We start from the raw sequence: 13,826 nt of genomic DNA, 5'->3' as shown, positions 1-13,826 counted from the left end.
GGGGAATACTTTCCCCCATATATCACCTCAGGCGGCGAGCGCGCTCTTAAACCACCGCCGTCGTCAGCCGCGACGAGCAGCACAGACGCCCCTGCTCGTCGGATATTTCAATCTGCCACACCTGATGGCGAGACCCGACGTGCAGCGCTTTACAGACGCCACGCACCCGACCACCGCGGACCGAACGGATATGGTTAGCGTTAACCTCAAGCCCCACCACCTTTTGCTCGCCCTCGCTGCATAAATAGCCGGCAACCGAACCCAGCGTTTCTGCCAGCACCACCGACGCGCCGCCGTGCAGCAGGCCGAACGGCTGATGGGTACGGCTGTCTACCGGCATCGTGGCTTCAATAGTGTCATCGGTAAACACATCAAAGCGGATATCCAGCAGACCCACCATATTGCCCTCGCCCATGCCGTTGAGCTGTTCCAGCGTGGTCTGACGTTTCCAAATCATCCAATAATCTCCAGCAGCGCCTGCAGCGGGTGACGTACGCCGCTGCCTTCAATACGCTTAACCTGACTACGACAGGAGTAACCGGTCACCAGACAGCGGTTGCGCGGCAAACGCTGAATCGCCTGTTGCCAGGAAAGCGCGTAAATCGCCAGCGAGTTGGCATGGTTTTTAACCTCATGGCCGTAGGTTCCGGCCATGCCACAGCAGCCCACGCTGACGTTTTCCAGCTTCGCGCCAAAGCGCGCAAAAATTTCGGCCCACTGTTTCGGGGCCGCCGGGAGCGCCGTGACCTCCGTGCAGTGGCCAAACAGATACCACGCCTCGCCGCCGTTATCCTGCACCGCGTTTTCAGGCAGCGCCTGCGGCAGCCATTCATGCACCAGCATCACGCGGAAGTCGCCGCGCTTATCGCCCAGCGTCTGGTTGTATTCATCGCGATAGCACAGCACCAGGGCCGGATCGACGCCAACCATCGGGATCTCGAGCTGCGCCATCCGGTTGAGGAAGTCCGCCGTTTTCTGCGCCGTACGGGCGAAACGCGACAGGAAGCCTTTAATATGCTGCGCCTTGCCGTTTGGTGAGAACGGCAGCAGCACCGGCTGATAGCCGACCTTTTCCACCAGCCGGATAAAATCAGCCACCACCTGCGCATCGTAGTAGCTGGTGAACGGATCCTGCACCACCAGCACCATTTTGGCCTTTTGCTCGGCGCTCAGCGTTTCAAGCTGCTCCAGCGTCATATTCGCCGAACGGTGGCCGACCATTTGCTGCTTCAGCGACGGTGTAGAGAGCAGCGGTAAATCCACCATCCCGATGTGCTTCTCCGACAGCTTGCGCATCCACGGCTGGTTAATAAAGAAGTTAAAGGTTTTCGGCGCCTGCGCCATCAACGGCGCGTAGGATTCCACCGTCGCTACCAGATGGTCGCGCACCGGGCGCAGATAGCGGCTGTGGTAAAGCTGCAGGAAGCGCGAACGGAACTCCGGAACGTCGATTTTAATCGGACACTGGGTAGAGCAGGCTTTACAGGCCAGGCAGCCGGACATCGCCTCTTTGACCTCATGGGAGAAGTCATACTCGCCCTTGCGCGCGTGCCAGCTGTTGCGGGTACGCTCGATAAGCTCGCGCAGGCTGGCGCGTTTCTCCGTCAGCTGGCTCTCCAGCTGGTTGGGATCGATACCCCGATCGGCCAGCAGACGCAGCCACTCGCGCACCAGCGTTGCCCGGCCTTTTGGCGAATGGATACGATGATTGCTCACCTTCATCGACGGGCACATCGGGCTTTTAACATCAAAGTTAAAGCACAGGCCGTTGCCGTTACACTCCATCGCCCCGCGCCATGAGCTGCGTACGGCGATAGGGATCTGGCGATCGAAGGTGCCGCGTTTCACCGCGTCCACCTTCATCATCGGCGCATCGACGCCTTCCGGCGGGCAAATTTTACCCGGGTTAAGGCGGTTATCCGGGTCAAATGCCGCCTTCACTTTCCGCAGCTCGCCGTAGAGCTCGTCGCCAAAGAACGCCGGGCTGTACTCGGCGCGGAACCCCTTCCCGTGCTCACCCCACAGCAGGCCGCCGTATTTGGCCGTCAGGGCGACCACTTGATCGGAGATCCGCTTCATCAGCACTTCCTGCTGAGGATCGCACATATCCAGCGCCGGGCGCACGTGCAGCACCCCGGCATCAACGTGACCAAACATGCCGTAGCTCAGGCCGTGGGCGTCCAGCAGCGCGCGAAACTCGACGATGTAATCCGCCAGATGCTCCGGCGGCACGCAGGTATCTTCGGCAAAGGGAATCGGTTTAGCCGCGCCCTTCGCGTTACCCAGCAGCCCTACCGCCTTTTTACGCATCGCATAGATACGCTCAACGCCGTCCAGCTCGCCGCATACCTGCCAGCCGATGACGCCGGCTTCACCCTGCGCGATCAGCCGATCCAGGCGCTGACACAGCGAAGCCACCTGGCCGTCGATTAGCTCGACGTCATCGCCGGAAAACTCGACGATGTTCAGCCCCAGCATCTCTTTATCCGGCACGTCGGCGATCAGTTCGCTGACGGAGTGCCAGACAATATCCTCGCGCGCGAGGTTGAGCACCTTCGAGTCGACGGTTTCCACCGACAGCGCGTTGGCCGCCACCATAAACGGCGCATTGCGCAGCGCCGAGTCAAACGAATCATACTTAACGTTCACCAGCCGACGTACCTTCGGCAGTCGGGTGATGTCGAGACGCGCTTCGGTAATAAACGCCAGCGTCCCTTCCGAACCGGTTAATACCCGCGTCAGGTCGAATTCGCTGAGATCGTCATTAAAGACGTGGCGCAGATCGTAGCCGGTCAGGAAGCGGTTAAGTTTGGGGAATTTATCGATAATCAGCTGGCGCTGCGCTTTGCAGCGCTGGTAGACGGTGCGGTAAATGCGCCCGATTGCCGACTGCTCGTTTGCCAGGGTTTCTGCCAGGGCTGCGGGAATGGCCTGGGTATCCAGAATATCGCCCCCCATCAGCACCGAGCGCACGCCCAGCACGTGATCGGAGGTTTTACCGTACACCAGCGACCCCTGGCCGGAGGCATCGGTATTGATCATTCCGCCGAGGGTGGCGCGGTTGCTGGTTGACAGCTCCGGCGCGAAAAAGTAGCCGTACGGCTTAAGATATTGGTTGAGCTGATCTTTAATGACCCCGGCTTCGACCCTAACCCAGCCTTCTTCCGGGTTAATTTCGATAATGCGGTTCATATAGCGGGACATATCAACGACTATTCCCGCGTTCAGCGACTGGCCGTTGGTGCCGGTGCCGCCGCCGCGTGGCGTAAAGACCAGCGTTTTAAAACGCTCATCCGCCGCCACTCTCGCCAGCAGCGCGACGTCCGCCGTAGAGCGAGGGAATAAAATCGCGTCCGGCAGCAGCTGATAGATGCTGTTATCCGTCGCCATCGTCAGCCTGTCGGCATAGCTGGTGGCGGTATCGCCGGTAAAACCTTGTTGCTCCAGTACCTGCAAAAAATTCAATACCAGCTGAACGACGCCTGGTGCTTGAGAAATTTGTGGGATCATAACGCTTGACCCTGCCTGACTATGTTGTGTTGTAAAAACTTCATCCTTCGGAGCGCTTTCGTCAGCCGCTTTTGCTGCGCCGAACGTTGACTTAGGCAAACGTCGCGAGCTTTCACCTGCCGGTTCGAGGTATCCTGGATGATTTTGTGTGTGGGTAACTAAACGATTGCGTAGTGCAGTCAACTTTTTATCACATTTTTTTCATATGCGCCCACCAGATTTATGTGCAGAATCAGGCTCGCGAAATTATTGGTATTATTATCCGTACATGGAATTACGCTGCGTCAGCCTTTTGGCGCCACTGGAAAGGTAAAATTTCTCTATGATTAACGATCGTCAGCCCCGGGATATCCCGCAGGTTCTGCTATCGGTGCTGTTTTTGTCCCTGATTATTGTTTCCTGCCTGTGGGTCGTACAGCCCTTTATTCTGTCATTTGCCTGGGCAGGCACCGTGGTCATTGCCACCTGGCCGGTACTTCTCCGCCTGCAGCGGCTGCTGCTTGGCAAACGCGCCCTCGCGGTGCTGGTCATGACCGTGCTGTTATTCCTGCTGTTCGTTATCCCGATCGCGCTGCTGGTCAACAGCCTGGTCGATAACAGCGCGCCGCTGATTAAAATGTTTACCACCGGTAGCGTGAGCCTGCCGGATTTTGCCTGGCTGAACAGCATCCCGCTGATCGGCGGCAAGCTCTACTCCGCATGGCATGGCCTGCTGGATATGGGGGGCGCGGCGATCATGGCCAAAATTCGGCCCTATATCGGCACCACCACCACCTGGTTTGTGGGACAGGCGGCGCACATTGGCAAACTGCTGGTCTACTGCGGGCTGATGCTGCTGTTCAGCGCCCTGCTCTACTGGCAGGGTGAAAAAGTGGCCTATGGCTTCCGCTATTTCGCCACCCGCCTGGCGGCCAAGCGCGGTGATGCCGCGGTACTGTTGGCAGGACAGGCCATTCGCGCCGTGGCGCTGGGGGTGGTGGTTACCGCCCTGACTCAGGCGGTACTGGGCGGCATCGGCCTGGCGGTCACCGGCGTGCCTTACGCCGCGCTGCTGACGGTGGTGATGATCTTCACCTGCCTCGTTCAGCTGGGGCCGTTGATCGTGCTCATCCCGTCCATTATCTGGCTGTACTACAGCGGCGATACCACCTGGGGCACCGTGCTGCTGGTGTGGAGCTGCGTGGTGGGAACAATGGATAACGTCATTCGTCCGATGCTTATTCGCATGGGTGCCGATCTGCCGATGATCCTGATCCTCTCCGGCGTTATCGGCGGCCTGATTGCCTTTGGCATGATTGGCCTGTTTATCGGCCCGGTCCTGCTCGCCGTGTCATGGCGACTGTACGACGCCTGGGTGCACGAAGTTCCGCCGCCGCCGAAAGACCCCGAGCAGGTGCTGGCCGAGCTCACCGAGCTTAATGCCGGCAATATCAAAAGCGACAAGTAAGCCCTGACAGCGCATATCAAGGCGGGGAAACCCGCCTTAAACATAAATAAATCTTATACATTCATGCCTGCCTGACGCCCTCACCGTACCTTTCGCTACATATCCCACGCATATTCTTCACTTCAATTTAACTATTGAGAGGAATCCGATCGACGCAAAAAGTCCCCGTGTCTACTATATGAGCACGGTTATAAATCAACATATTGATTTATAAGCATGGAAATCCCCTGAGTGAAACAACGAATTGCTGTGTGTAGTCTTTGCCCATCTCCCACGATGGGCATTTTTTTGCCTGAAATCCTAACGGTGACACCGCGATAGAGCGCCTCCTGATGGACGCTTTTCTTACTCATAGAGCCATACACCAGCCCTGGCAGATTCAATGATCATTTCTACGGTAAGTGGTTTAAGCTTTCTTTCAGGAGGCTTACCCTTCCACCAGGGACGTTCAGGCTCGAAGTAATGATATAAATTGAAGCCATCATACCTGATATTGTATCGGGTAAATAAATCAATGAGCATTTCTTCTAGTTCTTCATCGACGAAATTGAAATACTCTTGAAACGTCCAGTTTTTCTGTACAGGCTGTTTTCTTTCACTGTACTTATCGGTGAGGTATTGAAGTATCTCTCTTTCATCAACCATCAGAAATATGCCCATCCTATACGATCTGCAGCCCTTGCAATCATGTTATATTTGTTCCTTGTATCTTTAGCAACGTGCATCATAATGACTACAGCCTGTGCATATCCAAGATACGGAACAGCACGCCCGACAACTGTACCCATTTTAGTTGTATATCTTGCACTTCCAAAACCAACGGATGTTGCTACGCGAATATTTTCAGAAAAACGTCTGTCCTTAAATATCCGGCGTGCCATTTTTGATGCAATGCTGGTCCGAGACGTTGATTTACCCAATCCTTTAGGTTTAGGTAAAATAGGCTGCCCGGATAAAATCATAGCAGCCGTTTCTATTGCAATACCGGTACGACTGGCAAAAATCTCCAGAAAAATAAGCCAAAACAGCTCTTCCCGCGCAACATTAGCGTGGCCGTGATAGAAGTAGGTACCGTTAAGCTCTTCAGTCGTGTCCATGCAGCCCTCCGTTACGCCGTCTGACGCTGGTTCCATGCATCAGTATGCATAATATTGCCATCGCAGTGTTTCCACGTAATTTTCTCGTAGCGAAGCTCCAGGGTTTCCATATGATTCTCATTCGGGTTGTCTGGTGAAGCCATAGAGGGAGAAATAGAGACGATCCGAACCTCCTCAAGAAACATGTTAAAATACTCAACTTCCTGACCAGCATCATTAATTTTGTACCATTTAATCTCTGCTGAAGTCAGATTTTGCCCCGTACTTACCGCTTTATAAAGATATGGGCTGGAATAATCGAACTCTTTCACTAACAGCATCGGTGAATGCATTCGTGTACCTGTTACTTTCCCTGTCGCATTATCAGTAGGAATCATTAAGTTGTGATGAAACCCCTTAATCTCAATGCTGGACTCTCGATTAAGAACATCGACACCCCCTTTAATAAGCGCGCCGCCATCATCTTTCAGCCACAAATAAGCAGGAATTGCCATGATTTTTAGCCCTCTCCTAAGTTGAGAACATAATAAATCACAGAAGTGAAGGTAACCTCAAGAATTAGATATTATAGAAAAATCAAAATATACATACCGATGAATTAAAGCTGCATCCATCATAATCTTGATGAATAAAGTTGCGGCATAATTTACTTTCTTAATCATTTTACCTGTATCTACGAAGGCGCAGTTATTTAGTCTGATTATCTCTTGTTTCCTTCGCCACAGTTGAACAGCTTATGGCCGTCATCTCCTTCTGTACGTCCCGATACGCTATGTTTCCTTTTTCATCGCTGTAAAGCGTTCAGCCTTGATATAGCTGTCTGGCAGGAAGGGCGCAGGCGCACCAGGAAAACGAACTGTTCTTTCCGCTCTATATGCCTGACCGCAAAATACCTGACCAGGAGGCTATTAAAATAAAAAACCCCGCCATTAGCGGCGGGGTTTGCATGGGCAAAGGTGCGTTATTTTTTGAGCTCAGCCAGACCAAGCCAGGTTTGCACCACGGTGTCCGGGTTCAGGGACAGACTATCAATCCCCTCTTCCATCAGCCAGGCAGCAAAGTCCTCGTGGTCGGACGGGCCCTGCCCGCAAATACCGACATATTTACCCTGCTTCTTCGCCGCGCGAATCGCCATCGACAGCAGCGCTTTCACCGCGTCGTTACGTTCGTCAAACAGCTCAGAAACAACGCCAGAGTCGCGATCCAGGCCCAGTGCCAGCTGCGTCATATCGTTCGAGCCGATAGAGAAGCCGTCAAAGTACTCAAGGAACTGTTCCGCCAGCAGGGCATTGGATGGAATTTCACACATCATGATGATTTTGAGGCCGTTCTCGCCGCGTTTCAGGCCCTGACGCTCCAGCTCTTCCACTACCGCTTTCGCCTGGGCGACGGTACGGACGAACGGCACCATGATCTCGACGTTGCTCAGCCCCATGTCGTTACGCACGCGCTTAACCGCATCGCACTCCAGCGCAAAACAGTCGCGGAAGCTGTCGGAAACGTAGCGGCCGGCGCCGCGGAAGCCGAGCATTGGGTTCTCTTCTTCCGGCTCATAGCGCTCGCCGCCCACCAGGTTGGCGTATTCGTTAGATTTGAAGTCGGACAGGCGCACGATAACGCGTTTCGGATAGAATGCCGCCCCCAGGGTGGCGATCCCTTCCGTCAGGCGACCGACGTAGAACTCTCTCGGTGAATCGTAGCCTTTCATCAGCTCGCGGATTTCGTTCTGCAGGCCAGGCTCCTGGTCATCGAACTCCAGCAGCGCGCGCGGGTGAACGCCAATCATCCGGTTGATGATGAACTCCAGGCGCGCCAGACCTACGCCTTCGTTTGGCAGGCAGGCGAAGTCAAACGCCCGGTCCGGGTTACCGACGTTCATCATAATTTTCAGCGGCAGGTCGGGCATTTCGCCCACGCTGGAGCTCTTGATACTGAAGTCCAGCAGCTCAGCATAGACGTAGCCGGTATCGCCTTCCGCACAGGAAACGGTCACGTTCTGGTTTTCCTGGATGCGATCGGTGGCGTCGCCGCAGCCCACCACTGCCGGGATCCCCAGCTCACGGGCGATAATCGCCGCGTGGCAGGTACGCCCGCCGCGGTTGGTCACGATGGCCGCCGCTTTCTTCATGATCGGTTCCCAGTCCGGGTCGGTCATGTCGGTAACCAGGACGTCGCCCGGCTCGATGCGGTTCATCTCGCTGATATCATGGATAACCTTCACCGGGCCCGCGCCAATGCGGTGACCGATGGCACGCCCTTCGGCGACAATCTGCCCTTGGGCATGCAGCGTATAGCGCTCCATGACCTGGCCGCGCGAGCGCACGGTTTCCGGACGGGCCTGGACGATAAACAGCTCGCCGGTATGGCCATCTTTCGCCCACTCGATATCCATCGGACGCCCGTAGTGCTTCTCGATCTGCACCGCCTGCTTCGCCAGCTCCTGCACTTCCTCGTCGGTCAACGAGAAAATATCGCGCTGCGCCTGCGGCACATCCTCAATACGCACCTGCTTGCCATGCTCCTGGGTCGGCGCATAAATCATGCGGATTTTTTTCGATCCCATGGTTCTGCGCACGATAGCAGGACGACCAGCTTCCAGCGTTGGCTTATGGACGTAGAATTCATCCGGGTTGACCGCGCCCTGCACCACCATTTCCCCCAGGCCCCAGGCTGAGGTGATAAACACCACCTGGTCGAAACCGGATTCGGTATCGATGGAGAACATGACGCCGGACGAGGCGAGGTCGGAGCGGACCATGCGCTGCACCCCAGCGGATAGCGCCACGCCGCGGTGATCGTAACCCTGATGCACGCGATAGGAGATCGCACGATCGTTAAACAGCGAAGCAAACACGTGCTTCACTGCGACGAGCACGGCATCGAAGCCCTGCACGTTCAGGAATGTCTCTTGCTGCCCGGCGAAGGAGGCATCGGGCATATCTTCAGCCGTGGCGGAGGAGCGCACGGCAAAAGAGGCCTCAGCGTTGTCGGCGGACAGCTGCTTATAGGCATCGCGAATCGCGTCTTCCAGTTCGCTCTGGAACGGGGTATCGATGATCCACTGACGGATCTGTCCCCCCGCTTTCGCTAATGCGGAAACGTCGTCAATGTCGGTTTTATCCAGCAGTTCATAAATGCGCTGGTTTACGCCGCTTTGGTCCAGGAACTGATTGAAGGCATCAGCGGTGGTGGCAAATCCGTTCGGTACGCTAACACCCATACCGGACAGATTAGTGATCATTTCACCAAGGGAGGCATTTTTGCCCCCAACTCTGTCTACATCATTCATGCCGAGTTGGTTATACCAAAGCACCAGCGGTGACGAGCCATTGTTGGACATCGAGACAATCCTTTTGTGATTTAATACCAGTGATAAAAAACTCACGATCAACTACGGGATTTATCCTGACATATTTACGCGGCTGAAAAAAACGGTGAATCGTTCAAGCAAATTATTTTTTCTTTTTTAGGACAGTTCACCTGATATAGCTAACTCAATGATTCTTCTTGAATCTGCTGCAATAAGAGACAAAAAATAACCAGCAGGCAAAAATGAACCTACCTTTTCATTAAAAATAAAAATAGCGTTTCATTTTTAAAGTGAGACAAAACATAAACGGATATGCTTAAATTTAATAACTGCTTTCAGGTAATTAAACTCATTATACCGGATGGTCAAAATGGAAAGTGCTGTAGATCGCCACGTATTTTATATTTCCGACGGGACGGCCATTACCGCCGAGGTGCTGGGGCACGCGGTGATGTCGCAGTTTCCGGTCGCTATCAGCAGCGTTACCCTGCCGTTCGTGGAGAACATCAGCCGGGCGCGGGCGGTGAAGGAGCAAATCGACGCGATCTATCAGCAAAGCGGTATCCGTCCGCTGGTTTTTTACTCCATTGTGATCCCGGAAATTCGCGACATTATCGTGCAAAGTGAAGGATTCTGTCAGGATATCGTGCAGGCGCTGGTGGCGCCGCTGCAGCAGGAGCTGCGCCTCGACCCCACGCCGATCGCTCATCGTACACACGGCCTGACGCCGGGTAACCTGAACAAGTACGATGCGCGTATTGCCGCTATTGACTACACCCTCGCCCACGACGATGGTATCTCGCTGCGCAATCTCGATCAGGCGCAGGTGATCCTGCTGGGGGTCTCACGCTGCGGCAAAACGCCGACCAGCCTGTATTTGGCCATGCAGTACGGTATCCGCGCCGCCAACTATCCGTTTATCGCCGACGATATGGATAATTTAATCCTGCCCGCCTCGCTCAAACCTCTCCAGCACAAGCTGTTCGGCCTGACCATTAATCCGGAGCGCCTGGCGGCGATCCGCGAAGAGCGTCGGGAAAACAGCCGCTATGCTTCGATGCGCCAGTGTCGAATGGAGGTCACCGAGGTGGAGGCCCTGTACCGCAAAAATAAAATTCCCTGCCTGAATAGTACCAACTATTCGGTAGAGGAAATCGCGACGAAAATCATGGACATTATGGGGCTGAATCGAAGAATGTACTAACACACTAGTACATTATTGAAAATTTGTTTATGCTATCACCCGTGGCCTATACAGGATCATCCCCCGCTCTTGCAATAAGCGGGGATTGGTTTATCGTGATGCGCATCACTTCCCGGCAGTTTCGTCGCGGAAGAAACAGATTTTTGAGACCCCAATGAATAAAACAGACGAACTGCGTACCGCGCGCATTGAAAGCCTGGTAACGCCTGCGGAGCTGGCCCAGCGGCATCCCGTATCTGCCGATGTCGCGGCACACGTCTCCGCTTCCCGCCGCCGAATTGAAAAGATCCTTAACGGTGAAGATCGCCGCCTGCTGGTGGTTATTGGCCCATGTTCCATTCACGACACCGAGGCCGCGCTGGAGTATGCGCAGCGCCTGCAGGCGATGCGCGAGCGCTACCAGCCGCAGCTGGAAATCGTGATGCGCACCTATTTTGAAAAACCGCGCACCGTTGTCGGCTGGAAGGGTTTGATCTCCGACCCTGACCTGAACGGCAGCTATCGGGTCAATCACGGTATCGAAGTAGCGCGTCGCCTGCTGCTGCAGATCAACGAGCTGGGCGTGCCAACCGCCACCGAATTCCTCGATATGGTGACCGGACAGTTTATTGCCGATCTGATCAGCTGGGGCGCCATCGGCGCGCGCACCACCGAGAGCCAAATCCACCGCGAGATGGCCTCCGCGCTCTCCTGCCCGGTCGGATTCAAAAACGGGACCGATGGCAACACGCGCATCGCCGTTGATGCGATTCGCGCATCCCGCGCCAGCCACATGTTCCTCTCTCCGGACAAGCAGGGTCAGATGACCATCTATCAGACCAGTGGCAACCCTTACGGGCATATCATTATGCGCGGCGGCAAACGGCCAAATTATCATGCGGCGGATATTAGCGCCGCCTGCGATGAGCTGCGCGAGTTTGATCTGCCGGAGCAGCTGGTGGTGGACTTCAGCCACGGCAACTGCCAGAAGCAGCATCGTCGCCAGTTAGAAGTGTGCGAGAACGTGTGTCAGCAGATCCGCGACGGTTCGACGGCTATCGCCGGCATCATGGCGGAAAGCTTCCTGCAGGAAGGCACGCAGAAAGTGGTCGCCGGACAGCCGCTGACCTGGGGTCAGTCGATTACCGACCCGTGCCTGAGCTGGGAAGACAGCGAGCGCCTGCTGGCTGAACTGGCTGCGGCAACCGCCACTCGCCTGTAGCCGCGCTCTCCCACCGCGCATGCGGTGGGAATTCTCCCCCCCTCGCGCCGGAATATCCCCACCGCCAGCCTGCCAAATATAGTACTTTGATAAAAAACGCTTGCCGTGAAAATTAACATTACTGATAATGATTATCATTGTTACTTTTATTTTTATTTTTGGTGCTATGACGCGAATGGATAACACTGCCACAGCTGAAAAAACAAAAGACAATGCCCCTTACCCTGTCGCCACGGATCGTAAAATTTGCAGCCGGGTGCTGCTAGGTCCCGAAGGTCGGGTGGTTATCGAGCATGACGGCCAGCGCTATCTGCTGCGCCAAACCCATGCCGGTAAGCTGATCCTGACAAAATAGCCCTCCCCGCCGCCTGACGCGAGGAGAGCACGGCACCCGATTGCACCGGCGTATCAGCTGGAGCAGCTGACTTCCAGCCCTTTTCCCCAGTCCGGCGGGCGGCTGACGTAATCATCTTCCCGGTCGATAAACGGCTGAGCCAGCGCCTCGTGCAGCCGCTCCAGCTCGCCGGTATTCCCCTGTTCCGCCTGCTCGATGGCCCGCTGCGCCAGCCAGTTACGTAGCACCAGCGCCGGGTTGACGGAACGCATGCGCTGCTGACGCTGCGCATCATCAATCTGCTCATCACGCAGGCGCGCACGGTAGCCGTCGAACCAGCTATCAAAGGCGGCGCGATCGATAAACTCATCGCGCAGCGGCGAGGCGGCGCTGAGCTGCTCGCTGGCGCTCAGCATCCTGAAGGTGCGGGTGTAATCGCTGCCTTCGCGTATCATCAGCGCAAACAGACCGTCCAGCAGATCGTTATCGCCCTGCTGCGGGGTAAACAGGCCAAGCTTGTCGCGCATGCGGCGGCCGTAGGCGCTCAGCAGCGCGTGCTGGTAGCCATCCAGGGCCGCATTTAGCGCATCGGCGCTGATGAACGGCGACAGCGACTGCGCCAGACGCTGCAGATTCCACAGCCCTACCGCCGGCTGATTCTCAAAGCTATAGCGCCCCTGGTAATCCGAATGGTTGCAGATGAAATCAGGCTTGAAGTCATCAAGGAACCCGTACGGGCCGTAGTCCATCGTCAGGCCGAGAATCGACATGTTATCGGTATTCATTACCCCATGCGCAAAGCCTACCGTTTGCCAGCTGGCGATAAGCGTCGCCGTTCTGGCGACAACGTCGCGGAACCACAGAATGTACTTATCCGCCTCTCCGTCGAGCTCAGGCCAGTGATGACGAATCACGTAGTCGGCCAGCTGCTGCACCTTTTCGGCCTCCCGGCGATAGTAAAAGTGCTCGAAGTGGCCAAAGCGCACGTGGCTCTCAGCGATACGCATCAGCATCGCTCCCTGCTCGACGGTTTCACGATACACCGGCGTGTCGCTGGTCACGATCGACAGCGCGCGGGTGGTGGGTATGCCCAGAGCGTGCATCGCTTCCGATGCCAGGCCTTCGCGGATCGTCGAACGCAGCACCGCGCGCCCGTCGCCCATTCGCGAATAGGGCGTGAGCCCGGCGCCCTTCAGATGCCAGTCCATTCGCCGGCCATCGGGCAGCTGCTGCTCGCCCAGCAGGATCCCGCGGCCGTCGCCCAGCTGCCCGGCCCAGGAGCCGAACTGATGGCCGCTATAGACCTGCGCCAGCGGCGACATGCCGGGTAGCAGCGTTTCGCCGCCCCAAACGCCGGCGCCCGTTGACGGCTGAAATAGCGCCTCAGGCACGCCCAACGTCTGCGCCAGCGGTGCGTTGTGCCAGATCGGCCGCGCGTTGCTCAGCGGCGTCGGGGTCAGGGCGGTGTAGAAATCTGGCAGTTCATCACGCCAGTGGGTTGTAAAAGACAGGGTCATGGGTTCCTCCGGCCTTCAGTGTAGTGCCTTCAACAAAGTATTAACACGGGCGAATGGCAGGGTTATCAAGATAAAGTGAGGAAGCCGGAGGTCTCGCGTTTGTACCTCTGTTTGTTAACTAAGAGACCCGGTGGTTACTGCCCTCACCCGTCCGTCTCTTCGCAACACTGAACGTTTAGTCATAGAAAATCGTGCAGCGGGGCCCT

At 55.9% G+C, this 13,826-nt stretch carries 11 protein-coding genes and 1 other RNA gene; 5 read left to right on the top strand and 7 right to left on the bottom strand.

Translation table 11 applies throughout. The features are described from left to right. Positions 1 to 46: 46 nt before the first annotated feature. Entirely contained in the window at positions 47 to 457 is a 411-nt protein-coding gene (gene menI / locus RTE01_RS21985) for a 1,4-dihydroxy-2-naphthoyl-CoA hydrolase (protein WP_041146035.1), read from the bottom strand. Continuing rightward, positions 454 to 3,510 carry a D-2-hydroxyglutarate dehydrogenase YdiJ gene (ydiJ, locus tag RTE01_RS21980; RefSeq protein WP_135184384.1) on the bottom strand — a complete coding sequence of 1,019 codons (3,057 nt, stop codon included), beginning with the start codon at positions 3,508 to 3,510 and terminating at the stop codon, positions 454 to 456. Before ydiJ ends, menI begins: the two co-directional genes overlap by 4 nt. A 322-nt stretch (positions 3,511 to 3,832) precedes the next feature. Here ydiJ and ydiK point away from each other — a divergent pair, with 322 nt between their 5' ends. Together ydiK and rprA are read left to right on the top strand one after the other, a co-directional pair. Then, positions 3,833 to 4,957 (top strand): AI-2E family transporter YdiK, encoded by a 1,125-nt coding sequence (ydiK, locus tag RTE01_RS21975; protein ID WP_123551552.1) that lies wholly within the window; start codon positions 3,833 to 3,835, stop codon positions 4,955 to 4,957. A 184-nt stretch (positions 4,958 to 5,141) separates the two neighbouring features. Further along, positions 5,142 to 5,249, top strand: an RNA gene (rprA, locus tag RTE01_RS21970) — antisense sRNA RprA. A gap of 53 nt (positions 5,250 to 5,302) precedes the next feature. Here the strand turns inward: rprA and RTE01_RS21965 are convergent. The 4 genes from RTE01_RS21965 to ppsA form a co-directional block, all read right to left on the bottom strand. Beyond that, on the bottom strand, positions 5,303 to 5,602 hold the full coding sequence (locus RTE01_RS21965; RefSeq protein ID WP_227503252.1) for a DUF1493 family protein: 300 nt from the start codon (positions 5,600 to 5,602) through the stop codon (positions 5,303 to 5,305). Continuing rightward, positions 5,602 to 6,054 (bottom strand): STM2901 family protein, encoded by a 453-nt coding sequence (locus tag RTE01_RS21960; RefSeq protein WP_134526518.1) that lies wholly within the window; start codon positions 6,052 to 6,054, stop codon positions 5,602 to 5,604. The genes RTE01_RS21965 and RTE01_RS21960 overlap by 1 nt, the downstream gene beginning before the upstream one ends. Before the next feature lie 11 nt (positions 6,055 to 6,065). Continuing rightward, a complete protein-coding gene (locus RTE01_RS21955) occupies positions 6,066 to 6,548 on the bottom strand; it encodes an Hcp family type VI secretion system effector (protein WP_123551554.1) in 483 nt (160 codons plus the stop codon). A gap of 467 nt (positions 6,549 to 7,015) precedes the next feature. Then, positions 7,016 to 9,394, bottom strand: coding sequence for a phosphoenolpyruvate synthase (gene ppsA / locus RTE01_RS21950; RefSeq protein WP_134526521.1), 2,379 nt, complete (start codon positions 9,392 to 9,394; stop codon positions 7,016 to 7,018). Between the two features lie 340 nt (positions 9,395 to 9,734). Between ppsA and ppsR the strand changes: the two genes are divergently transcribed. The 3 genes from ppsR (at position 9,735) to hemP (ending at position 12,124) form a co-directional block, all read left to right on the top strand. Then, positions 9,735 to 10,568 (top strand): posphoenolpyruvate synthetase regulatory kinase/phosphorylase PpsR, encoded by an 834-nt coding sequence (ppsR, locus tag RTE01_RS21945; protein ID WP_041147670.1) that lies wholly within the window; start codon positions 9,735 to 9,737, stop codon positions 10,566 to 10,568. 154 nt (positions 10,569 to 10,722) lie between these two features. Next, positions 10,723 to 11,769 carry a 3-deoxy-7-phosphoheptulonate synthase AroH gene (aroH, locus tag RTE01_RS21940; RefSeq protein WP_134526524.1) on the top strand — a complete coding sequence of 349 codons (1,047 nt, stop codon included), beginning with the start codon at positions 10,723 to 10,725 and terminating at the stop codon, positions 11,767 to 11,769. 175 nt (positions 11,770 to 11,944) lie between these two features. After that, a complete protein-coding gene (gene hemP, locus RTE01_RS21935; RefSeq protein ID WP_161795705.1) occupies positions 11,945 to 12,124 on the top strand; it encodes a hemin uptake protein HemP in 180 nt (59 codons plus the stop codon). Between the two features lie 53 nt (positions 12,125 to 12,177). Here hemP and selO read toward each other — a convergent pair whose 3' ends face one another. Then, a complete protein-coding gene (selO, locus tag RTE01_RS21930) occupies positions 12,178 to 13,620 on the bottom strand; it encodes a protein adenylyltransferase SelO (RefSeq protein ID WP_123551555.1) in 1,443 nt (480 codons plus the stop codon). Positions 13,621 to 13,826 lie beyond the last annotated feature (206 nt).

The organism is Klebsiella terrigena (assembly GCF_006539725.1).
In the GTDB taxonomy this organism is placed as follows: Bacteria; Pseudomonadota; Gammaproteobacteria; order Enterobacterales; family Enterobacteriaceae; genus Klebsiella; species Klebsiella terrigena.
Note: the sequence above shows the minus strand (reverse complement) of the source record. Positions and strands in the feature narration are given on the sequence as shown.